A 23,068-nucleotide genomic window follows, 5' to 3' on the forward strand; every position below is an offset into this window, starting at 1 on the left:
GCCGTCGGCTCGGCGCCCCCCTGCTCAGGCGAGCGGCCCGGACGACGCCGACCGCTCGCCGTCGTGCGCGGTCTCGCCTTTCTCCGGCTCGCCGATCACCCACTCGAAGGCGCGGGCGCGGGACCTGGCGCCCTGGGCAGTTCGCGATCGGTTCGGCTCGTCGAGGTCGGCGAGGAGCGACTCCGACATTCGGACGAGCTGGCCCAGCGTTTCCGGCGTGAACCAGTCAGGGCGTGTTGCGAAGAGGATGTCCTCGCTGGAGGTGTTGCCGCTCGCGCCCGGCGCGAACGGACACCCGCCCAGGCCACCGAGCGCGCCGTCGACCATCGTGACGCCCGCCTGGATCGCGGCAAGAGTGTTGGCCACGCCCAGCCCCCACGTGTCGTGTCCGTGGTAGACGATCTCGCGCTCCGGAGTCTCGTCCCGAACGCGCGAGATCAGGGCAGAGACCTGGGCGGGGACGGCCTGGCCGAGGGTGTCGCAGATGACAATCCCCTGGGCGCCCTCGGTCCTGGGGTCGTTGGCGATCGCGATGACCCTCTCCGGCGCCACCGGGCCGTCGAACGGGCAGGTGAAGGATGTTGCGATGCACAGCTCGACGGCCGCGCCCGCCTCTCTCGCAAAGCCGATCGCGGCCGGCATCGCCTCAAGGCTCGCGTCCGTGGTGCGGCCGATGTTCGCCTGGTTGTGGGCGTCCGTGGCCGAGAAGCAGTACTGCAGATTCCGGGCGCCTGCCTCGAGGGCGAGCTCGACGTGCTTGGGCGTCGCGACCCACAGCCAGCACGCGGCGAGCTCGTCGGGCGTGAGCGAGCGCACGACGTCGAGCGTATTCGCCATCGGCGGGACCTTGTCCGGCCTGGCCAGCGAGCCGATCTCGAGTGCCGGGACGCCGAGCCCGAGGAGCCTGCGCACGATCTCGACCTTCCGGTCCGTGGGCAGCAGCTTCCCCGTGAGCTGGAGGCCGTCGCGGAGCGTCACGTCCCGCAGGCGGGCGGCGGGGGCAAAGGAGTCGGTCATGCCGCCACCCCTTCGGCCTCCCGCAGGATGGCGCGGATCTCCTCGTCCGACTTCTTCAGGAGGTTGCGGCACACTTCCTCGGTGTGCTCCCCTAGGTCGGGCCCGAGGGACTGGATCGGAAGCGACGCGGCGCCTAGAACCGGCACGATCCCGGGGAATCCGACACCCGGGATGATGCGCTCCCCCGTCGAGACGTCGAACTCCTGGATCATGCGCCGCGCCGCGTACTGCGGGTCGTTGCAGATGTCCTCCGCCGTGTAGATGGGACCCGACGGGACCCCGGCCCGGTCGAGCACCGCGAGCGCCTCGGGCTGGGCCATCGTGGAGGTCCACGCGCCGATGGCCTGGTCGAGCTCGTCCCGGCGCTCCCACCTGCCCGCATTGCTGGCCAGGGTCGCATCCGCAGCGAGGTCCGGGCGGCCGATGATCTCCATGAGCCGCTGGAAGATCGAGTCGCCGTTGCCCGCGATCACGATGCTGCCGCCGCCCCTGCACATGTACGCATTGCTGGGCGCAATCCCCTCCATGCGGCCGCCGGTGCGCTCGCGCCGGACCCCATAGGCCTCGAAGTCCGGGATGAGCGACTCCATCATCGAGAACATCGCCTCATTCAGCGCGACGTCGACGAGTCGATCGGACAGCGGTCGGCTCGTCTGCGAACCCTTGTCACGCTCTCGCTGAAACAGGAGCATTACGGAGCCGAACGCCGCATAGAGGCCGGCGATCGAGTCCCCGATCGAGATCCCCACGCGCACCGGCGGCCGGTCCGGGTCCCCCACGAGCTCGCGGAACCCTCCCATCGCCTCCGCGACGGCGGCGAACCCCGGGCGGTCGGACATCGGGCCGCTCTGGCCGTAGGCAGACAGCCTGGTGACGATGATGTCCGGGTTCGCATCATTGAGGACCTCCGGGCCCAGGCCCCAGCGTTCGAGCGTCCCTGGGCGGAAGTTCTCGAGGAGGATGTCGCAGTGCCGGACCAGGTCCAGCACCAGCGCGCGGCCGGTGTCCGAGCGGAGGTCAAGCGCCACGGACTTCTTGTTCCGGTTGATGGTCCTGAACAGCATCGAGGTGGTGCCCTCGTAGAGCCGCCAGTTCCGCAGCTCGTCGCCGGTTCCGGGGCGCTCGACCTTGATGACCTCGGCGCCGAAGTCCGCGAGCATCCGCCCGGCGGTGGGGGCCGCGATGTAGTTGCCCAGCTCGAGGACCCGGATTCCTGCAAGGGGCGCCGGGAAGTGGCCGTCAGAGGCGCTCGTCGCCGGGCGCTCGCCGGCGCCCTTGCCTGCGTCAGGCCTTGACGTAGTCATTGCTGTACGTCTTGCTCAGGTCGATGTCCTTGCTCCCGACCTCGGGGTTGGCCACACGCTGCGTCTTCAGCACGGCTTCCGTGCCGTCGGCAGTGAAGACGCCGTCCTTGCTAAGCGTCTTCTTGAGGTCGTCGATGACCTTCGCGTACTGGGTCTTGTCGCCGCCCGCGAACTTCTCCGGCATCTTGTCGGCAATCTCCTGGCCAGAATGCTGGTCCACGTACTTGAGGGTGCGCTTGATCGCCTTGGCGAGCCTTCCCGCGGTATCGGAGTTCTTCTCGATCCAGTCCGTCTTGGCGTAGAGGCACGCGGACGGCCAGGAGTCAGCGCCGAATACCCCCTTGAGCCCCTCGACCGTCCGGACGTCCTCGAGGATGACCAGCGACTTCCCGATCTGCTTGGCGAGGACCGAGATGTCCGGCTCGAGCATGACGGCTGCGTCCACCTGGCTGTTCTGCACCGCGGCGACCGCGCTCGAGCCCGCGCCGATGGCGGAGACCGAGGCGTCGGTGGGCTGGAGTCCGTTCTTGGACAAGACGTACTTGACGAACATATCGGTCGAGGAGCCGGGGGCCGTCACCCCCACGTTCTTGCCCTTGAGGTCGGCAATCCCCTTGATGGTGCCCTCACTCTTGGGTGCCACGATGAGGGCGAGGCCCGAGGAGAGGCCCATGTCCACGAAGGCCTTGATGCCCTGGTTCTTGGCCTGCATCTGGATCGTGTGCTCGTAGTAGCCGCTCGTAACCTGGGTGCTGCCACCGATCATGGCGGTGAGCGCCTTCGAGCCGCCCTGCAGGTCCTGGAGCTCAACGTCGAGGCCCTCTTCCTTGTAGTAGCCAAGCTGCAAGGCGAGGGTGGTGGGGAGGTAGGTGAGGAGGGTCTGGCCGCCGACGCCGATCGTCACCTTGGTTCCCGCCCCTCCGGCGCCCCCGGTGGCGCCGGCAGTGCCGGTCTGCCCCGGCGGCGCTGCCGCGGGGGCGCCGCAGGCCGCGAGCGCGAGTCCGGCCGCAGTCACGCCCGCCGCAGAGAGGACGCGGCGGCGCGTCCAACCATGGGAGACTGCCGGGATGTGTGCCATCGATTCGTAAGAGGTCATGGATGTTGGTCCTTCCTTGGACAGGTGCTGCGTGCTGGTTCTAGGCGGACCGCTGGGCCGGGCGCCAGCGGAGGAGGTGGCGCTCGATGCGGTTGACGCCGAGGTCGACGATCAGCACGACGATCATGAGGATGAACATCCCCGCGAAGACACCCTTCGTGTCGAAGACGCCCTGCGCCTGGGCGATCGCATAGCCCATCCCGGCCGAGGCGCCGAGGTACTCACCCACGACGGCGCCGGTAATCGCGAAGCCGACGCTGATGTGAAGGCTCGAGAAGATCCATGTCAGGGCGCTCGGGATGAAGACATGGCGCAGGAGGTGCTTCTCGGTGGCCCCGAGCATCCTCGCGTTGTCGATGAGCACGCGGTCCACGCTCTTGACGCCCTCGAGAGTGTTGAAGAAGACGATGAAGAACACGAGCGTGAAGCCGAAGGCGACCTTGGACCAGATGCCGAGGCCGAACCAGAGCAGGAAGATCGGCGCCAGGACAACGCGCGGGAGCGCGTTGAACATCTGGAGGAACGGCTGGAAGAGCCGCTCCAGGAAGCCGACCCGCGCCAGCGCGAAGCCGAGGCCAAGACCTCCCGCCGCGCCGACCACGAAGGCGAGCAGCGACTCCTCCAACGTGATCCAGAGGTGCGGGAAGACGTAGCCCGACGACACCCACGCCCACACCGTCTGGAAGATCTCCGAGGGCAGGGGGAAGAAGAACTCATCGATGACGTGGGCGCGGACGAGGAGCTCCCACACGACGAGCACGACGACGGCGAGCGCGAGCTGGAGCGCGCGCATCCCCGCAGTCGTCGCATCGCGCGTGCGGGTCCTGCGACGGGGGCGGGGCGCGCTGGCCGTGGTCTCGGATGCCTGCCCATTGACGCCTGCGAGTGTCATGCTGCCACACCTCCCGAGACGGGCGAGGACTGGTACGTCTTGGAGACTTCGACGCGCAGGCGACCCCAGATCTCGCGGTGCAGCTCGACGAACTGGGGGTCATCACGGATCTCCAGCAGGTCCCGCGGCCTCGGGATGGTGATCTCGTAGGACCCCACGACCGTGCTGCCCGGTCCGGCGCCGAGGATGACGACTTCGTCGGAGAGCGCTATGGCCTCGTCCAGGTCGTGGGTGATGAAGATGACGGCCTTGCCAGACTCCTGCCAGAGGGCCAGCAGCTCGTTCTCCATGATCTGGCGCGTCTGGACGTCGAGGGCCGAGAACGGCTCGTCCATGAGCAGGATGTCAGGGTTCACGATCCACGCCTGCGCCACCGCGGTGCGCTTGCGCATGCCGCCGCTGAGCTGGTGCGGATAGCGGTCGGCGAAGTCCCTGAGCCCGACCTTCTCAAGCCACCTGCGGGCCTCATCCCGGGCATCGGCCTTGCTCACCCCGGCCATGGTGAGCCCCAGGCTCACATTGTCGATGACGCTCTTCCACGGCAGGAGGGCATCCTGCTGGAACATGTAGGCCGCACGCCGGTTCACCCCCCTCACCGGCTCCCCGAAGCTGCGCGCCGTTCCCTGCGTCGGGGACAGGAGCCCCGCCGCCATGTTCAGGATCGTGGACTTGCCGGATCCGGTCGGGCCGACCACGGACACAAAGCGTCCGGGCATGACCCTGAGGCTGATGTCGCTCACGGCAACGTAGGTCTCGCCGCTCGGAGTGGTGAACTCCTTGGTGCAGCCCTCAAGGTCCACCGCGTACTCGTCGACAGATGTCTGCCGGAGCATCACATTCCCCCTCACCCCACCACATTGTGGGTTCGAGTTCAGATTATGGGCCGACCCTAGCAGTGGTGTGCATCACTCTCAACCCCGGAGACCGCAATCGACGCGCACGCGAGCCGCCCCTACACTCAAGCCATGACGGACCGGGACTCCGGAGCAGCTCCGCTCCTCGTGCTGAAGAAGATCACGGCGATCCTCAGCTCCTTTTCCCTCTCACGGCCGGAGCTGGGCCTCGCGGACATCCGCGCCTCCACCGGCATCCCGCATTCGACCGTGCAGCGCCTCGTGGCCAACATGGTCCAGGAGGGCCTCCTTGACCGGCACGACGACCGGTACAGAGTGGGACTCAAGGTGGCCCGCTGGGCGGCGCCCGCAACCCAAGGTCTCGACTACCTCGAGCTCATCACCCCGGTGCTTCAGCGGCTGCGGGACGAGCTCACGGAGACCGTGTGCGTGTTCCGCGCCTCGGGAGGCAAGCGGGTATGCATCGCACTCGCCGAGACCCGGCACATGCTCAGGCGCGCCGTCGAAGTCGGGAGCATCATGCCGCTCCACGTGGGATCCGCCGGCCGCGTCATCCTGGCGTGGACCCCGGAGCTCGCGGAGGAGGTCTACTCCTGGGGCCTGGACGCGATCACGGACCAGACCATCACCAGCCCCGAGGCCCTCCGGCTCGCCGTCGTCCAGACCCGCGCCGACGGATTCGCCATCACCACCGGCGAGCGGGTCACGAGCGCGAGCGGAATGTCAGCACCGATCTTCGGCCCTCAGGCTGAGCTCTACGGTGCCCTCACCGTCATGGGCCCCACGGCCCGGATGCCCCTTGACGTCTGCCAGTCCTGGGTCGAGCCCCTCCTCGCCGCGGCAGAGGAGGCGACGCGCCTCTTGGGAGGGCGCATCCCAGCGTCCCCGTGACGGCGTGGTGAACACCAAAATGCTGAACGCGAAGGGCGGCGGCATCCCGATGGGGGTGCCGCCGCCCTTGGTTCACCTGCTCAGCGAAGCGTCAGGCGACGTGCTCCACGGAAGGCGACAGCTCGGCGTCGTCCGCCGAGCTCGCGACGGAGTCGGTCCGATCGGCCCTGCCGCCACGCTCGGCACGACGCCGAACGAACGGGTACACGACGAGGAGCAGGGCGAGCGCACCGAGGCTGAGCCAGACCTGCGGTGCAGCCTCGGGGTCGAAGGCCATGACGATCACGATGAGCCCCACGGCGGCGAGGACCACGGCGTTGAGCCAGGGGTGCAGCCACATCTTGAGCTTGAGGCCCGCCCGCTCGTCGGCGCTCATGCGGTTGCGCAGGCGCCACTGGGTCACGGCCACGAACGCGTAGACGAAGAGCGCGACACAGCCCGCGGAGTTCATGATGAAGTCGAAGACGTCCTTCGGGGCCACGTAATTCGCGCCGATGGCCGCGTAGCCCACGACGGTCGAGAGCAGGATCGCCTTCCACGGCACCCCCGCGTGGTTGCGGTCCTCGACCCATCGCGGCGCGTAGCCGTGCTTCGAGAGCGCGAACAGCATGCGCGAGCCGGAGTACAGGCCGGAGTTGAGCACCGAGAGCGCGGCGGTGAGCACGACGGCGTTCATCACCTGCTCGGCGCCTGGGAGCCCGAAGCGGCCGAAGGCGAAGGCGAAGGGACTCACCTTGGCCGGGAGCTCGTCCCACGGGACCACCATGAGCAGGATCGCGACCGAGCCGACGTAGAAGAGCAGGATGCGCCAGACCACTGTGTTGGTGGCCTTCGCGACGCCCTTGGCCGGCTGGTCGGACTCGGCCGCGGCCATCGTGACGATCTCCGTGCCGAAGTAGCTGAAGATCACGACGGCGACGCCGTTGAGCACCGCGGTCCAGCCGAAGGGCATGAACCCGTGGTCCGTGATGTTTGAGAGGGATCCCGTTGAGCCGGGGATGATGCCGAGGACGTAGAGGGTGCCGACGCCGAGGAACACGACGATGGTGGTGACCTTGATGGACGCGAGCCAGAACTCGGTCTCGCCGAACGAGCGCAGGGACATGAGGTTCGTGAAGGTGAAGACCAGCATGCCCGCGAGCGCAAACGTCCAGTCGGGGACGCTCGGGAACCACTCGTGGAAGATCCGGCCGACGACGACGGCCTCGAAGGCCACGACGCCGACCCAGAAGTACCAGTAGAGCCAGCCGATGGTGAACCCGGCCCAGTTGCCGAGGCCGTCCCGGGCGTACTCCATGAAGGAGCCCACGACGGGGCGGTTCGTGGACATCTCGCCGAGCATCCGCATGACGAGCACGACGAGGGCGCCGCCGATCGCGTACGAGAGGAGGGCGGCGGGGCCCACTGTGCGGATCACCGAGCCTGAGCCCACGAAGAGGCTCGCTCCGATGATGCCGCCGAGGGCGATCATGGTCAGGTGCCGCGGCCTGAGCCTCGCGCGGGTCTCGGACTCCGCTGTCCGGCTCGCGAGGGTATCGGCGGCTGAATCTTCTCGGTGGGGCGCAGCCAGGTTGTCAGGTGCCTGCATGCGGATCTCCGTTCCATCCGGGGCGATCGACGTGGTGCCGATCACAGTGCCCCGTCAGGATGCGCGATCCTGGTCGCATGGCGCGATGGATGAACCGTCCCGGCCCGGGATCATCGCCTGTGCGGTTCATCCTCTTGCCCCGCCCTGCACGCCGATCGATGTGCGGCATGGAATGAAGCAATCCTCTGTGGCTGCCCAATGTAAATCCTGTCTTTTTATATGTAACCCGGAAACGGTTCAGGGGTCCGCGAGCCATCTTCTGTCTACCCACGCAAGAGAACCACCCGACAGATCCGGCCGCCGGGAGACGCGACGTCATGGAGTGGCGCAGTCAGTCAGGGTCTTGCGCTGAGAAATAATTCATGTTTATAGTTTTTTCATTCGGCGACAGTGTGGCCGCCCGAGGACCCCGAAGGCCCTGCCGAAGACCGGCGCGCGCTGTTCGCGGCGTTCGTCGCCCAGGCCCGTGCGGCTGCCGGTGCCCCCACGCTGGCGGGAGAACCCGCGCACCGCTGAGGCGAGCCGGGCACGTCAGCCAGGGGCCGTCGTCGTGCGTGTCAGGACGCGCGACGGCGGCCCCTTTGTCAACTGGTCGCCGGCTCCGCTATGGACCGGAGGACCCAGGCGGTGCGTCCCGGCACGCTGTATGAGCTGCCGGCCAGAATCCGCGTCGGTACCGGGCCGTCCCAGCTTGTCAGGACGACCTCCCACTCTGCCGGGAAGTACTCATTCGGGGCCCGGTGGAGTACGGACCGGGAGGATGCGTTGAGGACGACGAGGAAGTCGTTCTCGGGTTCGTTCGGGCGGGTCCGCACGGCCTTCCCGCTCAGGTAGCAGGCCAAGGACTTGCTCCAGGACTCGCCCCACTCGTTCTCTGTCCGCGGCGTTCCGTCCGCGTTGAGCCACAGGATGTCGGGCAGCCGAATGCCCTCTGCCGGGGCCACGGGCCTTCCGTCGAAGAAGGTTCGCCGCCGGAACACGGGGTAGTCGTGGCGAAGCCGAACGAGCTTCGAGGTGAACGCGATGAGGTCTTCGTCGGCCGAGGCCCAGTCAATCCAGGAGATCGGGTTGTCCTGGCAGTAGGCATTGTTGTTGCCTTCCTGGGTGTGGCCGAGTTCGTCTCCGTGGCGCAGCATGGGGACTCCCTGGGCCAGGACGCAGCTGATCATCAGGTTGCGCGTCTGGCGTGCGCGGAGCGCGGTGATCTCGGGGTCCTGGGTGGGTCCCTCAATGCCGCAGTTCCAGGAGTGGTTATCGGACTCGCCGTCGCTGTCCCCCTGCCCGTTCGCCGCGTTGTGCTTGCTGTTGTAGGAGACGAGGTCCCGCAACGTGAGGCCGTCGTGAGCCGTCACGAAGTTCACGGACGCGCTGGGTTGCCGGCCGTCGTCCTGGTAGAGGTCTGCGGAGCCTGTCAAGCGCTTGGCGAGCTCGGCCACGACCCCCGGCTTGCCCCGCCAGAAGTCTCGGACGACGTCGCGGAACCTGCCGTTCCACTCAACCCATCGGGGAGGAAAGTTGCCGAGCTGGTAGCCGTCGGGGCCGAGGTCCCATGGTTCGGCGATCAGCTTGATCCCTTCGAGCACCGGGTCGGAGTCCATCAGTTCGAGAAGGGTGGACAGCATATCGACCCGCTCGGACGCGCGGGCCAGCGCCGGGGCGAGGTCGAATCGGAAGCCGTCCACGTGCATTTCCTGCACCCAATAGCGGAGCGAGTCCATCACCATGCGCAGGACCGTCGGAGACCCCACGTTGAGGGTGTTGTGGGTCCCCGTGTAGTCCTCGTAGTTGGCCTCATCGCCGGGGACCAGATGGTAGTAGGCCGCGTTGTCGATCCCGCGGAAGCACAGATTGGGGCCGTCGGCTCCCCCTTCGCCGGAGTGGTTGTACACCACGTCGAGGAAGACCTCGATGCCAGCCTCGTGGAGGGTCTTGACCATGTCCTTGAACTCCGCGACCTGTCCGCCACATGGTGCTGCCCGGCGTTCGGGGCCGCGTCCGGTGGCCGGGACGGGTTCTCTAGAGCCGCAAGCGGCCGCATACGCGTTGTGGGGCGCGAAATAACCGATGGGGTTGTAGCCCCAGTAGTTCGACCTGCCGTCGCGGGGCTCGTCGTTGACGAACTGTTGGACGGGAAGGAGTTCCACAGCCGTCACGCCGATCCGCTTGAGGTGCGCCACGACCGATGGATGGGCAAGCCCGGCATAGGTTCCGCGGTGCTGGACGGGGACGTCCGGATGCAGCTTCGTCAGGCCCTTGACGTGGGCCTCGTAGATCACCGTCCTGTTGAACGGGGTCCTGGGGCGAGTCTCCTTTCCCCAGTCGTAAGCGGTGTCGACGACGACGGACAGGAACGTCTTGTCCCGGTTGTCCGCGCGGTCCGGCTTGGACGGGTCGGTGAGGTCGAAGGCATACATCTCGGGTCCCCACCGGAGCCGGCCGTCGATAGCCTTGGCGTAGGGGTCCAGCAGGAGCTTGTGGGGATTATGGCGCAGGCCCCTGTTCGGGTCCCAGGGTCCGTCGACGCGGTAACCGTACCGCTGACCCGCGCGGACCCCTGGCACACGCGCGGTCCAGAGCCCGCGGTCCGCCGACATCGGGTACCGGGTCTCGACCCCGGACTCGTCCAACAGGCACAGATCGACCGCGTCCGCTGTCGTGGAGAGAAGCGCGAAGTCCGCGCCGCTCTCGGTCAACGTCGCTCCAAGGGCGGCAGCATGGCCGGGGGCCTCCGCCAGCGCTTCCACGGGGCCACGGTACATGATGAACGTGAACCGTCGGAGTCCGCGCGGATGATGCCCGACACGGTGCGCCGTGGCAGTCATCGAGGCGCTGGCCCCACCCGAATAGTCGCCGATGCTGGGGACTGCCTTCGACGCCGCGGGATAGCTTGACGCTGGTTGAGGCCCCCGCTCAAACTGGCGTGGTGAGCGAAACTGAGACCGATAAGGACGCAATTGTCCGCGCCGTTGCAGGGCGCCTTTCGGCCCGATTTCCAATGGTGCCGCGACCACATCTCGAAGGCATCGTAGGGGAGGAATACGATGCCCTGGCTGAGGGTCGGATCACGACCTACATTCCCACCCTGATCGAACACGGGGCCAGGACTCGGCTTCGTCAGGAATCCAGCGTGAAAGCATCCGGTCGGCCGTTCTGAGACGTGGACTTGGTCCCTCGCGGTCAGAGCCCTGCCGTCATCGGCTGCCCCCCGCGATGAACACGGGGTCAGCGCGGCGTCAGCACCGTGTATCCAAGCCCTGGGACGTCAAGCGGGATGAGGACCGAGTCGCTGGGCTCGCTACGCACGCGCTCGCCGACCAGGTAGCGGCCCGAGTTGCCGATCACCACTCTGCCCGAGGCATTCAGGAGCGCCGCATCGCCGGGAATCGATCGAAGAGCCGGCATGATGGCGGCCTCGAGGTCGCGGATGCGCATGTCGTAGCCGGCCACCGCGGCGAGGCGGCCCGCGACGGCGAAGGGCGCCGTGTGCGTGAGGATGTACTCGTCCGAGCCGAGGTAGTCCACATACGGCCCCCAGATGGTCTGCTGTCCGGTGGCGAGCGCGGTCGTGAAGAAGGGCAGCTTCTCGTAGTCGTAGTAGCGCGGGCCACCCGGCGTGAGGTCGAGGATGAGCTTCGTGGGGCGGGCGTCCGGCTGCGCCACCCACCACTCGAGGACGCGCGCGCCGTCAGACACGATCTCCGGCGAGAAGATCGCCCCGGCGCCGATGGCCAAGGGATGGGCGTCGAGGAACTCGGCGGAGAGTCCTTCGAGGCCAGCGAGGTCCCCGGGCCGGACGTTCGTGCGGGCGCCCAAGCGGGCAGCGAGATCCGCGGCGACGTCGCGGGCGAGCCGGCCCACGTCCTCGCCAGTCCGCTGGAACCACTTGGCGATCCTGGCCACACCCTCGTGGCCCACGTCAACAGTCATGCGTTCTTCGGTCCTTTACTCGTCAAGGTCGTCGCTGGGCATGGCCGCGCTGTACTCGAGCGCAAGCTTGGTGTCGATGAGATGGTGGACCGCGCGCCGGACGTGGAGACGCATGAGCCGCTGCGCGTCGTCGGGCCTGTCTTCGGAGACGGCACGCACGAGCGCGAGGTGCTCCGCGGCGGCCTGCTCCGAGTCGAATCCATGGGCAAGCGGCGCCCAGAGGAGCTGGACGGACTCGGCCTGGAGCCGGATCTCCGCCGAGGTCAGCCGCGGCGACTGGGCGGTCACGGCGAGCTCGATATGGAAGCGGCTGTCGGCCTGTGCGCGCCCCTCCGGCGTGTTAGTGAAGACGAGCGCACGGCCCAGCTCGAGCAGCCGCTCTACCTCGTGCGGCTCGGCGCGCTCGCAGGCCAGGCGTACGGTCTCAGCGGCGACGGCTACGTGCTCGTCCCCGAAGTCCCTGATGTCGGCGATCGAGACGCTGGCGAGATGCACGCGCATCTCGTCGGGCGACGTCGTGGGCTGCTTGACGATGAAGGTGCCGCCATTGCGGCCACGCCGAGTCTCGACGATCCCCTGATCGCGCAGCTCGGCGAGCGCATCGCGCAGCGTCGCGGCGGCGACGCCGAACTTCTCGGACAGATCAGCCTCGGTGGGCAGACGCTCGCCGACCCTCAGCATGCCGAGCGTGATCGCCTTGGAGATGCGGTCGACGATCGAGTCGGCGCGCTCCATCTCCGGCAGGGGCCGGTAGATCTGGGACTGGAAGGCGATCGAGGGGGCCACGGTCCTGCTTCTGTCGGGGCGCCCGCACTTTGCGGTGGCGCCAGGGAGATAAATCCTCTAAACCTAGATTTTTACGCATCTGGGCTCTAGATTCAAGGTACGAGCTACGCGCGGCGGGGGCCCCCCCGGGCCGGGGGGGGCCCCCCGGGGGGGGGGGGTAAGAAAACCGGCGAGTCAGTCCTTCCCGAGCCACGCCGACGCGGCGACCACGAGGGCAGCTGTGCCGGTGGTGAGGGTGGGCTGGATGACGGGCGCGAACATCGGTGAGTGGTTCGCGGGGATCGAGCTGACAGCGCCTGCGGCATCGGCGGCCGCGTAGGCCTGAGGGTCGATGCCCCCAACACCCCAGTAGGTGTACGGCGTGCCGAACGCGGTGGGCACGTCGCTGAAGTCCTCGCTCGCGGTCTGCCGTCCATAGTCCTGCACGGTCTCCGCGGGGAAGTACTCCTCGAACGCCGCCGTGACCTTCGCGGTGACGTCGGCGTTGTTGTCGGTGAGCGGGTAGCTGTTGTAGATCTCGAAATCCGGCTCTTTGGGCGAGCCCGACGCCGCGGACTCGGCCTTCGCGACGCGCTCGATCGCAGCGAGGAGCTGGTCGCGGATGGCCTTGCTGTACGTCCGGATGTTGAGCTCGAGCACGGCGTGGTCGTCGATGATGTTGCTCTTGGCGCCGACGGCGATCTTCCCCACCGTGAGCACGGCGAACTCCCCGGGCTGGACCTCGCGGGCCACGACACTCTGGAGCCGCACCACCACCATCGAAGCGAGCACCGCCGGATCGATCGAGAGGTGCGGCATCGAGCCGTGGCTGCCGCGCCCGTGGAGCGTGACGCGGACGCTGTCCGCCATCGAGAGGAACGGGCCTGTGTGGGGCCCGATCGTCCCGGCGGGGTGGACGAGGACGTGCTGGGCGAGCGCGACGTCGGGCTTCGGCACAAGCCCCATGAGACCGCCCTCAACCATCGTCTTCGCGCCGTCGCCGAGCTCCTCCGCGGGCTGGAACAGGGCGATCAGGGTCCCGGCCCACGCGTCGCGCTGTTCGGCGAACAGCTTGGCCGCGCCGAGCAGGCTGCTCATGTGGAAGTCGTGGCCGCACGCATGCATGACGGGCGTCTGGCCGCCGGAAGCATCGATGGCGACGGCGGCGCTCGCGTAGTCGAGGCCGGTCGCCTCCTTGACTGGCAGGGCATCTATGTCGGCACGGAGCAGCACCGTAGGTCCATCGCCGTTGGCGAGGACTCCCACGACGCCGGTGCCGCCGACCTTCTTGTGGACCTCGAGCCCGAAGCCTGTGAGCTGGTCCGCGATGATGCCTGCGGTGCGCTCCTCGTGGTGGCTCAGCTCAGGATTTCTGTGGAAGTCCTTGTACAGGTCTTCCTGCCAGCCGGTGATCGCGCCCTGGCCTGCGAGGATCTTGCCTGCGGATTCGGTGGATGCCATGGTGTTCCTCTTCCTGCCGTCTGCTCCTGCTGATCCCTGTGGTTCTTCCCGCGAAGCCTACTTCGCTGCCTCCACCGACTCCTTGCCCTTCGGCACAGCGACCACGATCGAGACAATCGCGATGATGACCATCACGAGATTGAACACGAGCGCGACGACGGCCGCCTGCCGGATCGCCGTGTTGTCGGTGCGGCCCTGGTTGATGAGCACGTCGCCGACGAACTGGGCCCCGGAGCTGCTGAAGGCCGTGAAGAGTGCCAGGGAGATCGCGGCACCGATCGCGCTGCCGAGCGAGGAGGCCATCTTGTAGATGCCCGCCCCCGCGCCTGCCTGATCCGCGGGGAGATTGGCGAGGGCGGCGTCCGTGGACGGCGTCGCGTAGAAGGCGAGGCCGAGGCCGAAGAGCGCGTAGGCTGCGACGGCGAGCCAGCGGTACTCCGTCAGCAGGAGGTTGGTGGGCATGAGGAGGAGCGTCGCGACGCCCACGATGGCGGAGCCCCAGATCATCGGCTGCCGGGGCCCGAACCGCTGGAGGAGCTTCTCACCAAGCCGGATGAACGCGATGATCGCGACGGCGTAGCCGATCGTCAGGAGGCCCGCGTCCGAGGCCTTCATCCCGCCGCCGATCTGGAGGAGCTGCTGGGTCACGATGAGCAGGCCGATCGTGCCGTTGAGCAGGAAGTTGGAGATCGTGGCACCGGTGAACGTGCGGTTCCGGAACAGTGCGAAGTCGATGAACGGCTTGTTGGCCCGGCGCTCTATCCGCACGAGGGTATAGAGGCCCACGACGGCGACGATGACCAGCACGATGGTGATCGGCGACCCCCACCCGATCTTCGAGCCGAAGATCAGCACGATCATGAGCGCGAGCATCGAGACCATGAAGACGCCGATGCCAGGGACGTCCAGTGTGAACCGGCCCGTCTGGGCGACCTTGCTCTCGGGGGTCCCCCACATCAGCAGGATCGAGATGACCGAGATGACGATGGAGGCGACGAAGATCCACCGCCAGTTCACCAGCGTTGACATGTAGCCGCCGAAGATCGCGGCCAGCCCCGAACCGCCCCACGAGCCGATCGACCACATCGACACGGCGCGTTGCCGTCCCGGCCCGTCCCAGTACGTCTTCACGAGGGCCATGGTCGCCGGCATGATGCACGCCGCCGAGAGGCCCTGGATGGCGCGGCCTCCGAGCATGAGCGGCAGCGCCACCGGGCCGGTCGCGAAGACGATGAGGAGCGAGCCGAGGATCCCGAGCCCGTTCCCGGTCAGCGCGATCTTGACGCGGCCGATCCTGTCGGCCAGACCTCCCGCGACCACGATGAACATGCCGGAGAACAGCGCGGTGATCGACACGGCGAGGTTCATGGCATCGACGGCGACCAACGGGTTGGCCCACGTCTTCTTGACGGGATCCGCGTACGCTCCGTTGACGTCCAGAAGGATGTTCGGGGCGACGGTTCCCATCGTGCCCGCGAACAGCCAGAACGTGATGACGCCGAGCACGATCCCCAACAGCAGCTTGTCGTTGCCCTGGAACCTGGTCTGGGCGGGTAGGGGGGCGATGCTTGCCATGACAACTCCTCGCTGTGAGCAGCTACAGATCAATAGTTGATTCTTCAACTATGCTCTTCGGAAGCGGCGTCCACGACGGTGTTGCCGTCCCATGCCAAGTCTGGTCCGTCACACAGGTGTCCACAACGGGCCGTTCGACCCCCGCCGCCATCACACCCGGAGCGCGAGCCAGAGGTGCGCGGCGACGTCGGGATCGTCGAGGTCGACGCCGAGCAGCTCCGCAGCGCGGGCGATCCGGTGCCGCACGGAGTTGCGGTGCACGCCCAGGTCGCGGGCCGTCGCCTCCCATTGGCCGCGGTTCGCTAGATACGCGCGGACCGTCGCCAGAAGTTCGCCGCCCGCGTCAGCGAGCACCTTGGCCCACTCGTCAGCCGGAAGCTCGAGTCCGTGCCCCACCCGGACCACGCGACCCGCTGGAGCCTGCCCGGCGGCGTCGGCCACTTGGCCGACCATCTCACGGACACGGCGAAGCGGCACTGGGCCGCCCCAGGCGCCGCGCGAACCGGGCGCGAGGCGCGGCCGGGCAGCGTCGGTGGGCAGCAGCACGTAGAGGAGGCCACCCAGCTCGAAGGCGAGCGCGTCCGCCTCGATGGCCGACTCGCCGCGCTTCGGACCGGCATCCAGGACCGCGAGGTACACGGATTCCGGGAGGACGCAGTCCATCTGCCGGGCGAGGAGGCGGGCCGCGTCGTCGTGCCCGGCAAGCACCAGCGCAACCAGCATCCCGTCACTGCGGGCACGCTCCTCCTCCGCACGGCGCAGCCCGGCGGCGCGATGGGCGAGCAGGGTCGAGGCCGTGAGGAACAGGTGCCGCTCTGCCGGTGCGAGCTGACCGCCGCGGCCCAGGGCCAAGTAGGCGGTGGCCCTCCCGCCGTCCGTGACCGGGTAGAGGGCCGCGGGGCCACAGGAGAGCTGCAGGGTCGCCGTGGCGCCGCGGCCAGCCCCGCGAAGGGCCGTTGCCTCGCGGCGCAGCTCGTCGAGGAGACCCGCCGGCGCGTCCTCGGGTCCCCCCCGCCCCGAGCACGACGCCGGGGCGTCACCGTCGGGGAGGTAGGCCACCCAGGTGCCAAGCGCGTGGGCGAGCTCGCGCACGATGGCGGGCTCTGCGTCGCCCTTCGAAGCGGCACGGGTGAGCGCGACCTGGAGGCCGAGCAGCGCCGTGAGCTCGGCTTCTCCCCCGCGCCGCACGATCTCCCAGTACGCACGGGACACCGCGAGGAACGGCGACTCGCGAGGCACGGTCAGGAGCGGCATCCCGGCCTCGATGCACGCGGCCCGGAGCTCGTCCGGGACCATGGCGTGGCCCGATCCGAGGCCGAGGCCGAGCGCCGCGACGCGTCCCTTGACGAGCCTCGCGACGTAGGCACGCGCGGCCTCTTCGCGTTCTGGGCCGTCTCCTCCCGAGAGCTGCATCCCGACCGTCAGGAGGAGCTCCCCGCCGTCCAGGAACACGGTGGGATCCTCGAGCTCGGAGACGTGGACACCCGTGAGCTCGACCCGTGGCAGCGGCACGGGCCAGTACGGGACAAGGTCGCCGCGCGCGGCGTCGGCGAGCTGGGCGAGGGTGATCATTCACAGATCGTAGTGGATGGAATGCCTCTTGAAAGGCTCACAAGGGATGAATCATCCAACGACTCGAGCTGCGGCTGTCCCTACTGTGGTCTCAACCACACGCTCAGCCTCGACCACACCGTTTTCAACCACGGGGGAGAACCCATGACCGTCACGACCGATACCGCCGTCGTCGCACCTGCCGACGTCCCGCAGCGCGCGCGCCGCCTCGCGACCGCCCTGCCCGGACCGCGCTCCCGCGAGCTTGAGGCCGAGCGCCGCCGCCACGTCACCGAGGGCTTCGGCGTGACGCTGCCGGTGTTCATCGACCGCGCCGAGGGCTCGCTGCTCGTCGACGTCGACGGGAATCGCATCATCGACTTCGCCTCCGGCATCGCTGTGACAAGCGTGGGCGCCGCGAACCCACGGGTGGCGGAGCGCGCCGCCGCGCAGCTGTCCCGGTTCACGCACACGTGCTTCATGGTCACCGAGTACTCCTCGTTCACCGAGGTCTGCGCATGGCTCAACGAGCACACGCCGGGCAGCTTCGAGAAGCGCACCGCCCTCTTCTCGACGGGCGCGGAGGCCGTCGAGAACGCGATCAAGATCGCCCGCTCGGCGACCCGGCGGCCCAACGTCCTCGTCTTCGACGAGGCCTACCACGGCCGCACCCAGCTCACGATGGCGATGACGGCCAAGGAGAACCCGTACAGCCTGAACTTCGGCCCGCTCCCGGGCTCGGTCTTCCGAGGCCCGACGGCGCCCGCGCATCTCGTGCCTTCGGGTGATTCAGGAGCGTTCGTCGCCCAGGCCCTGGCCGGCGTCGAGTCCGTCCTGGCAGAGGCGGGCGCCGAGACATTCGCGGCGATGGTCATCGAGCCGATCCAGGGCGAGGGCGGCTTCATCGTCCCCGCGGCCAGCTTCCTCTCCGGGCTCCGAGAGATTGCGACGCAGCACGGGATCGTCCTCGTGATCGACGAGATCCAGGCCGGGATGGGCCGGACGGGAGCCCTCTTCGCGTCCGAGCACGAAGGCATCGCCGGGGACATCACCCTCTCCGCGAAGGCCCTCGGGGCCGGGCTTCCGCTCTCAGCCGTGACGGGCCGCGCTGAGCTCATGAACGCCGTCCACACGGGCGGCCTCGGCGGCACCTACGCGGGCAATCCCGTTGCGTGCGAGGCCGCGCTCGCCGTCTTCGAACTCCTCGAGGACGGCTCGCTCCTCGCCGGCGCGCAGCGCATCGAGGCGGCCGTGAGGGAGCGCTTCGAGCCGCTGCTCGCCCCTGGCGCGCACGACGGCGCGGGGCCCGCGTCCGGGCAGGCCTCACCTGCTGGGATCATGGGGGTCTCCGCCGAGAGCCCTGCCTCCACTGGCACCGCCCGCGCCGGCGTCGTCTCCGTGCGCGGACGGGGCGCCATGATGGCCATCGAGTTCGCGGACGCCTCAGGCCCGCGCGCCGATGTCGCGAAGGCTGCGGCGGCCGCCGCGAACGCCGCCGGCGTCCTGACGCTCACCTGCGGCACGCACGGCAACGTCATCCGGCTCCTGCCGCCACTCGGCATCGAAGCCGAGGTACTGGAGGAAGGGCTCGAGGTGCTCGAGGCCGCCATCCGCGGGGCCCTCTCGTGAACGCAGAGTCGGGCAACCCGCCCACGGGCAGCAGCCCGAATCACGCGGCGAACCTGTCGGCGGAAGGCGACCACGCGCCGTCGTACGCCGCCGGCTCCTCCGAAAGCACCCCCGCTCTTGGACAGAACCACCGTCTCCAGCGCGGGGCAAAGACCGAAACGGACGGTACTTCCGCGGCCCCCGCGGGGACCTCGCCCCTGGACGCCGGTACTTCCGCAGCCCCCGCGGGGACCTCGCCGCTCGAGGGGATCCTCGTTGCGGACTTCTCGCGGGTGCTCGCGGGGCCGCTGGCCACGATGACGCTCGCGGACCTCGGAGCGCGCGTGGTGAAGGTCGAACGGCCCGGGACCGGCGACGACACGCGGCACTGGGGCCCGCCGTTCTCGGCGACGGGCGCAACGTACTTCGAGAGCGTGAACCGCAACAAGGAGTCCGTGGAGCTGGACCTCTCGGACCCCCAGGACCTTGAGCTCGCGCGGGAGCTCGCGCTGCGGGCCGACGTGCTCGTGGAGAACTTCAAGCCCGGCGGCCTCGAGAAGCTCGGCCTCGGCTACGAGTCGCTCGTGGAGGAGAACCCGGGGCTCGTGTACGCGTCGATCTCGGGGTTCGGGTCCGTGGGCGGCCGCGACCTGCCCGGGTACGACTTCATCGTCCAGGCCCTCGGCGGCCTCATGTCCATCACCGGGGCGCCGGACGGCGAGCCGGGCGCCGGCCCGATGAAGGCAGGGGTCGCGCTCGTCGACGTCCTGACTGCGAAGGACGCCACAATCGGCATCCTCGCGGCCCTGGCCGAGCGGGCCCGGACCGGGCGCGGTCACCGAGTCGAGGTGAACCTGCTGTCCTCGCTGCAGGGCGCACTCGCGAACCAGGGGCAGGCGTACCTCGGCGCCGGGGTGGTGCCGGGCAGGATGGGCAACGACCACCCCTCGATCGTCCCGTACCAGCTGCTCGCCACCGGGGACGCGCCGCTCGCCGTCGCTGCGGGGAACGATGGACAGTTCGCGCGACTGTGCGACGCGATCGGCTCTCCGGAGCTCGCCTCGGACCCGCGCTTCGCGACGAACAAGGCGCGGGTCGCACACCGGGCGGAGCTCGTGCCGCTGCTCGAGGCCGGGCTCTCCACCGCCTCGGCGGAGGTGTGGCAGGACAAGCTCACCCCCCTCGGAGTCCCGTGCGGGCGTGTGGCCGGGATCGGGGAGGGACTCGACTATGCCGAATCCCTCGGGCTCGAGCCAACGATCTCCGTGCACGACCGGTCGGGAACCTTCACGGGACGGCAGATCCGCCATCCGATCACCTGGACGCCCCCGTTGCCGCCCCGCACCCAAGCTTCACCCGCGCTGGGAGCCGACACGGCCGACGTCGTGCGCTGGCTCCGCGCCTAGCCGCACTTTCCGCTTCACCCGCCCCTCCCCGTTGCGGGGTCTCTGGCGGCGCGTTGTGGGGTCTCTGGTCTCGGCCAGAGACCCCGCAACCGCCCGCCAGAGACCCCACAACCAGAAAGGAAACCCACCGATGACTGCCACCGCTAGCCTTGCGGGCATGGACACCGACGCTGTTGCCTACGATGCTGCCTCCGACTCTGCCTCCGACTCTGCCTCCGGCTCTGCCCCATCCTCCGGCCGGCTCCCCGACCCCGCGGACCTGATCTCCTTCGACTCGCTTCTCAGCACGGAGGAGCTCGCCCTGCGAGACCGCGTCCGGGCGTTCGTGGACGCAGAGATCAAGCCGAACATCGCCCGCTGGTACGAGGACGCGCACTTCCCGCTCGAGATCGTGCCCGAGCTCGCCAAGCTCGGCCTGCTCGGCATGCACCTGCACGGCTACGGCTGCGCGGGCCGCTCCGCGGTGGAGTACGGCCTGGCCGGGGCCGAGCTCGAGGCCGGCGACTCCGGTCTGCGCACGTTCGTCTCCGTCCAGGGATCCCTCGCCATGTCCGCGATCCACAAGCACGGCTCCGAGGCCCAGAAGCAGGAATGGCTCCCGCAGATGGCCGCGGGCGAGGCGATCGGCTGCTTCGGCCTCACCGAGCCCACCGCCGGCTCCGACCCGGCCTCGATGGCCACCCGCGCCCGACGCGACGGCGACTCCCCCACCGCGGACTGGATCCTCACCGGTGCCAAGCGCTGGATCGGCCTCGCGAACGTGGCCAAGGTCGCCGTCATCTGGGCCCAGACGGGAGAGCCCGGCGACGCCCGCGGTATCCGCGGCTTCGTCGTCCCGACCGCCACGCCCGGCTACACGGCCACCCCGATCGAGCCCAAGCTCTCGATGCGCGCCTCGATCCAGTGCGAGATCGACCTCGACGAGGTCCGCCTCCCCCACGACGCGATCCTGCCGGGCGCCGTCGGCCTCAAGGGCCCCTTCTCGTGCCTGAACGAGGCCCGCTACGGCATCATCTGGGGCGCCATGGGCGCGGCCCGCGACGCCTTCGAGGACGCCCTGGAGTACTCCAAGGAGCGCCTCCAGTTCGGCAAGCCGCTCGCCAGCTATCAGCTCACCCAGGCCAAGCTCGTCGACATGGCCCTTGAGATCAACAAGGGCTTCCTCCTGGCCCTGCACCTGGGCCGCCTCAAGGACGCCGGCAAGCTCCAGCACCACCAGATCTCCGTGGGCAAGCTCAACAACTGCCGCGAGGCCATCGCCATCGCCCGCGAGGCCCGCACCATCCTGGGCGGCAACGGCATCACCCTCGACCACTCCCCTCTCCGCCACGCCAACAACCTCGAGTCCGTGCGCACCTATGAGGGCACCGACGAGGTCCACACCCTCATCCTCGGCCAGCAGCTCACCGGAGAGGCGGCGTTCCGGTGAGCGCGGGTACCGTCACCGAGCACGACGACGCTCTGGTCGCCCCGCTCGGCGGTGTAATCTCAGCCGCCAGCTCTCCCGTCCCGCTGCGTCTCCTCATCGGCGGCGAGTGGCTGATGGGCGACGGCGCGCCGCTCGCCTCGCGCAACCCGGCGCGCCCCGACGAGGTGGTGGCGGAGGGCACCCAGGCCGTCGTGGCCGACGTCAACCGCGCCATGCGTGCTGCCCGCGCCGCAGCCCGCGAGTGGTCCCGGACCCCGATCCACGAGCGGGGCGCCGTCCTGGCCCGCGCGGCCGCGGCCCTCGAGGCGCGCGCGGGGCAGCTCGGGCTAGAGCTGGCGCGCGAGGAGGGCAAGACCCTCGCCGAGGGCACGGGCGAGGTAATGCGCGCGGCGCAGATCCTCCGCTACTACGCCGCCGAGGGCGATCGTTCCGCCGGGGAGCACTTCGCGTCCCCGCGCCGCGGCGAGCGGATCCTCGTGACGCGCAAGCCGCTCGGCGTCGTCGGCATTGTCACGCCGTTCAACTTCCCCATCGCGATCCCGGCGTGGAAGATCGCGCCGGCACTCGTGTACGGAAATGCGGTGGTATGGAAGCCGGCCTCGACCGTCCCGCTGCTCGCGATGCGCCTCGCGGAGGCGCTCGCGGACGCATTGGCAGAGGCCGGGCTGCCCGCCGGAGTGCTCAACCTGATCATCGGACCCGGGGCCCTCGGCACAGAGCTCGTGCGGCATCCGGATCTCGACGGGCTTTCATTCACCGGCTCGACCGGCGTGGGCCGGATGCTCGCGGGCGAGGCGGCCTCGCGCGGCGTCCCGTTCCAAGGCGAGATGGGCGGGAAGAACGCCGCGATCGTGCTCGCCGACGCCGATCTCGACCTCGCCGCCGAGCAGGTCCTCTTCGGGGCCTTCCGCTCGACCGGGCAGAAATGCACCGCGACGTCCCGGCTCATCGTGGTCGAGGAGATCGCGGACGCGTTCCTCGCGAAGCTCGCCGCGCGGCTCGACGCCTGGCGTGTCGGCAATCCGAGCGACCCGGCCGTGCATATGGGTCCGCTCGTCACCGCAGCGGCCGCGGCGGGCGTGCGTGACGCGGTCGCCACGGCCGAGCGCGAGGGCGCACGTGTCGCGTACCGGGGCCAGGCTCCGGAAGCCGCGACGCACGACGGCGGGGCCGCACCTTCCGCGTTCGTCCCGGCGACGATCCTCGAGATCCCGGGCGAGGCAGCGGGAGTCGGCGACGCGGCGTCGTCCACCGACTCCGCCGGCGCCCCCGATACCGCCGCCGCGCCAGCCAACATCGCCTGGCGCGAGGAGCTGTTCGGCCCAGTGCTCGCGGTGCGGCGCGCCGCGTCGACCGAGGAGGCCTTCGCCCTCGCGGAGGACTCCGAGTTCGGCCTGACGGCAGCACTGTTCACCCGCGACATCGCCACTGCGCTCGACGCTGTGGACACGCTCGACGTCGGCATCCTCCACGTCAACTCCGAGTCCGCCGGCGCGGACCCGCACGTCCCGTTCGGCGGCGCGAAGAAGTCGGGCTACGGGCCCAAGGAGCAGGGCGGAGCAGCGAAGGAGTTCTTCACCCACACCACGACGGTGTACCTGCGGGGCTGACGTCCCGACGGGAGGCCGGCACGGCACGTCATCCACATCGGCGCCGTGTGACAGGCCTCCCGTCGCCCTGGCTGAGAGAATCCGAGCGGGGCCA

Annotated in this window: 18 protein-coding genes; 6 read left to right on the forward strand and 12 right to left on the reverse strand. The window is 69.1% G+C overall.

Annotation, left to right across the window (positions count from 1 at the left end; translation table 11 throughout):
* Nucleotides 1-24 precede the first annotated feature (24 nt).
* From RBS60_RS02805 to RBS60_RS02825, 5 genes are read right to left on the reverse strand one after another with little or no spacing between them, the layout of a single operon-like run.
* A complete protein-coding gene (locus tag RBS60_RS02805; protein WP_307956009.1) occupies nt 25-1,017 on the reverse strand; it encodes a hydroxymethylglutaryl-CoA lyase in 993 nt (330 codons plus the stop codon).
* Nucleotides 1,014-2,321 carry a CaiB/BaiF CoA-transferase family protein gene (locus tag RBS60_RS02810; protein WP_307956010.1) on the reverse strand — a complete coding sequence of 436 codons (1,308 nt, stop codon included), beginning with the start codon at nt 2,319-2,321 and terminating at the stop codon, nt 1,014-1,016. Before RBS60_RS02810 ends, RBS60_RS02805 begins: the two co-directional genes overlap by 4 nt.
* Complete coding sequence (locus tag RBS60_RS02815; RefSeq protein ID WP_307956011.1) at nt 2,302-3,417, reverse strand: ABC transporter substrate-binding protein; 1,116 nt, start codon at nt 3,415-3,417, stop codon at nt 2,302-2,304. The genes RBS60_RS02810 and RBS60_RS02815 overlap by 20 nt, the downstream gene beginning before the upstream one ends.
* Before the next feature lie 40 nt (nt 3,418-3,457).
* Nucleotides 3,458-4,309 carry an ABC transporter permease gene (locus tag RBS60_RS02820; RefSeq protein WP_307956012.1) on the reverse strand — a complete coding sequence of 284 codons (852 nt, stop codon included), beginning with the start codon at nt 4,307-4,309 and terminating at the stop codon, nt 3,458-3,460.
* Nucleotides 4,306-5,142, reverse strand: a complete 837-nt coding sequence (locus RBS60_RS02825; protein WP_307956013.1) for an ABC transporter ATP-binding protein — start codon at nt 5,140-5,142, stop codon at nt 4,306-4,308. The genes RBS60_RS02820 and RBS60_RS02825 overlap by 4 nt, the downstream gene beginning before the upstream one ends.
* Before the next feature lie 132 nt (nt 5,143-5,274).
* On the opposite strand from RBS60_RS02825, the gene RBS60_RS02830 reads away from it, so the two are divergent.
* A complete protein-coding gene (locus RBS60_RS02830; RefSeq protein ID WP_307956014.1) occupies nt 5,275-6,054 on the forward strand; it encodes an IclR family transcriptional regulator in 780 nt (259 codons plus the stop codon).
* 91 nt (nt 6,055-6,145) lie between these two features.
* On the opposite strand, the gene RBS60_RS02835 is transcribed toward RBS60_RS02830, so the two are convergent.
* On the reverse strand, nt 6,146-7,642 hold the full coding sequence (locus tag RBS60_RS02835) for an amino acid permease (RefSeq protein WP_307956015.1): 1,497 nt from the start codon (nt 7,640-7,642) through the stop codon (nt 6,146-6,148).
* Between the two features lie 584 nt (nt 7,643-8,226).
* Complete coding sequence (gene glgX, locus RBS60_RS02840; protein ID WP_307956016.1) at nt 8,227-10,386, reverse strand: glycogen debranching protein GlgX; 2,160 nt, start codon at nt 10,384-10,386, stop codon at nt 8,227-8,229.
* A gap of 179 nt (nt 10,387-10,565) precedes the next feature.
* Here glgX and RBS60_RS19605 point away from each other — a divergent pair, with 179 nt between their 5' ends.
* On the forward strand, nt 10,566-10,796 hold the full coding sequence (locus tag RBS60_RS19605) for a three-helix bundle dimerization domain-containing protein (RefSeq protein WP_374049203.1): 231 nt from the start codon (nt 10,566-10,568) through the stop codon (nt 10,794-10,796).
* 68 nt (nt 10,797-10,864) lie between these two features.
* Here RBS60_RS19605 and RBS60_RS02845 read toward each other — a convergent pair whose 3' ends face one another.
* The 5 genes from RBS60_RS02845 to RBS60_RS02865 all read right to left on the reverse strand — a co-directional run bounded on the left by RBS60_RS02845 (nt 10,865) and on the right by RBS60_RS02865 (nt 16,942).
* Nucleotides 10,865-11,569, reverse strand: a complete 705-nt coding sequence (locus RBS60_RS02845) for a cache domain-containing protein (protein ID WP_307956017.1) — start codon at nt 11,567-11,569, stop codon at nt 10,865-10,867.
* 15 nt (nt 11,570-11,584) lie between these two features.
* Nucleotides 11,585-12,355, reverse strand: coding sequence for a GntR family transcriptional regulator (locus RBS60_RS02850; protein ID WP_307956018.1), 771 nt, complete (start codon nt 12,353-12,355; stop codon nt 11,585-11,587).
* Between the two features lie 174 nt (nt 12,356-12,529).
* Nucleotides 12,530-13,795: an amidohydrolase gene (locus tag RBS60_RS02855; protein WP_307956019.1), complete on the reverse strand. Its 1,266-nt coding sequence runs from the start codon at nt 13,793-13,795 to the stop codon at nt 12,530-12,532.
* A 57-nt stretch (nt 13,796-13,852) separates the two neighbouring features.
* Complete coding sequence (locus RBS60_RS02860; RefSeq protein WP_307956020.1) at nt 13,853-15,370, reverse strand: MFS transporter; 1,518 nt, start codon at nt 15,368-15,370, stop codon at nt 13,853-13,855.
* 150 nt (nt 15,371-15,520) lie between these two features.
* Nucleotides 15,521-16,942 carry a PucR family transcriptional regulator gene (locus tag RBS60_RS02865; protein ID WP_307956021.1) on the reverse strand — a complete coding sequence of 474 codons (1,422 nt, stop codon included), beginning with the start codon at nt 16,940-16,942 and terminating at the stop codon, nt 15,521-15,523.
* A 144-nt stretch (nt 16,943-17,086) separates the two neighbouring features.
* On the opposite strand from RBS60_RS02865, the gene RBS60_RS02870 reads away from it, so the two are divergent.
* The 4 genes from RBS60_RS02870 to RBS60_RS02885 all read left to right on the forward strand — a co-directional run bounded on the left by RBS60_RS02870 (nt 17,087) and on the right by RBS60_RS02885 (nt 22,974).
* A complete protein-coding gene (locus tag RBS60_RS02870; protein ID WP_307956022.1) occupies nt 17,087-18,550 on the forward strand; it encodes an aminotransferase class III-fold pyridoxal phosphate-dependent enzyme in 1,464 nt (487 codons plus the stop codon).
* A gap of 197 nt (nt 18,551-18,747) precedes the next feature.
* Nucleotides 18,748-19,935, forward strand: a complete 1,188-nt coding sequence (locus RBS60_RS02875; protein ID WP_307956382.1) for a CoA transferase — start codon at nt 18,748-18,750, stop codon at nt 19,933-19,935.
* A gap of 157 nt (nt 19,936-20,092) precedes the next feature.
* On the forward strand, nt 20,093-21,364 hold the full coding sequence (locus RBS60_RS02880; RefSeq protein ID WP_374049217.1) for an acyl-CoA dehydrogenase family protein: 1,272 nt from the start codon (nt 20,093-20,095) through the stop codon (nt 21,362-21,364).
* Nucleotides 21,361-22,974 carry an aldehyde dehydrogenase family protein gene (locus RBS60_RS02885; protein WP_307956024.1) on the forward strand — a complete coding sequence of 538 codons (1,614 nt, stop codon included), beginning with the start codon at nt 21,361-21,363 and terminating at the stop codon, nt 22,972-22,974. Before RBS60_RS02880 ends, RBS60_RS02885 begins: the two co-directional genes overlap by 4 nt.
* Nucleotides 22,975-23,068: the final 94 nt, after the last annotated feature.

The sequence above is a fragment of the Sinomonas sp. ASV486 genome, from assembly GCF_030908215.1.
Taxonomy (GTDB): domain Bacteria; phylum Actinomycetota; class Actinomycetes; order Actinomycetales; family Micrococcaceae; genus Sinomonas; species Sinomonas puerhi.

What these genes read in the sequence shown, in the direction of transcription:
- RBS60_RS02805 (WP_307956009.1), bottom strand. Translation starts at nt 1,017, where the DNA reads ATGACCGACTCCTTTGCCCCCGCCGCCCGCCTGCGGGACGTGACGCTC.
- RBS60_RS02810 (WP_307956010.1), bottom strand. Translation starts at nt 2,321, where the DNA reads ATGACTACGTCAAGGCCTGACGCAGGCAAGGGCGCCGGCGAGCGCCCG.
- RBS60_RS02815 (WP_307956011.1), bottom strand. Translation starts at nt 3,417, where the DNA reads ATGACCTCTTACGAATCGATGGCACACATCCCGGCAGTCTCCCATGGT.
- RBS60_RS02820 (WP_307956012.1), bottom strand. Translation starts at nt 4,309, where the DNA reads ATGACACTCGCAGGCGTCAATGGGCAGGCATCCGAGACCACGGCCAGC.
- RBS60_RS02825 (WP_307956013.1), bottom strand. Translation starts at nt 5,142, where the DNA reads ATGCTCCGGCAGACATCTGTCGACGAGTACGCGGTGGACCTTGAGGGC.
- RBS60_RS02830 (WP_307956014.1), top strand. Translation starts at nt 5,275, where the DNA reads ATGACGGACCGGGACTCCGGAGCAGCTCCGCTCCTCGTGCTGAAGAAG.
- RBS60_RS02835 (WP_307956015.1), bottom strand. Translation starts at nt 7,642, where the DNA reads ATGCAGGCACCTGACAACCTGGCTGCGCCCCACCGAGAAGATTCAGCC.
- RBS60_RS02845 (WP_307956017.1), bottom strand. Translation starts at nt 11,569, where the DNA reads ATGACTGTTGACGTGGGCCACGAGGGTGTGGCCAGGATCGCCAAGTGG.
- RBS60_RS02855 (WP_307956019.1), bottom strand. Translation starts at nt 13,795, where the DNA reads ATGGCATCCACCGAATCCGCAGGCAAGATCCTCGCAGGCCAGGGCGCG.
- RBS60_RS02860 (WP_307956020.1), bottom strand. Translation starts at nt 15,370, where the DNA reads ATGGCAAGCATCGCCCCCCTACCCGCCCAGACCAGGTTCCAGGGCAAC.
- RBS60_RS02865 (WP_307956021.1), bottom strand. Translation starts at nt 16,942, where the DNA reads ATGATCACCCTCGCCCAGCTCGCCGACGCCGCGCGCGGCGACCTTGTC.
- RBS60_RS02870 (WP_307956022.1), top strand. Translation starts at nt 17,087, where the DNA reads ATGACCGTCACGACCGATACCGCCGTCGTCGCACCTGCCGACGTCCCG.
- RBS60_RS02880 (WP_374049217.1), top strand. Translation starts at nt 20,093, where the DNA reads ATGGACACCGACGCTGTTGCCTACGATGCTGCCTCCGACTCTGCCTCC.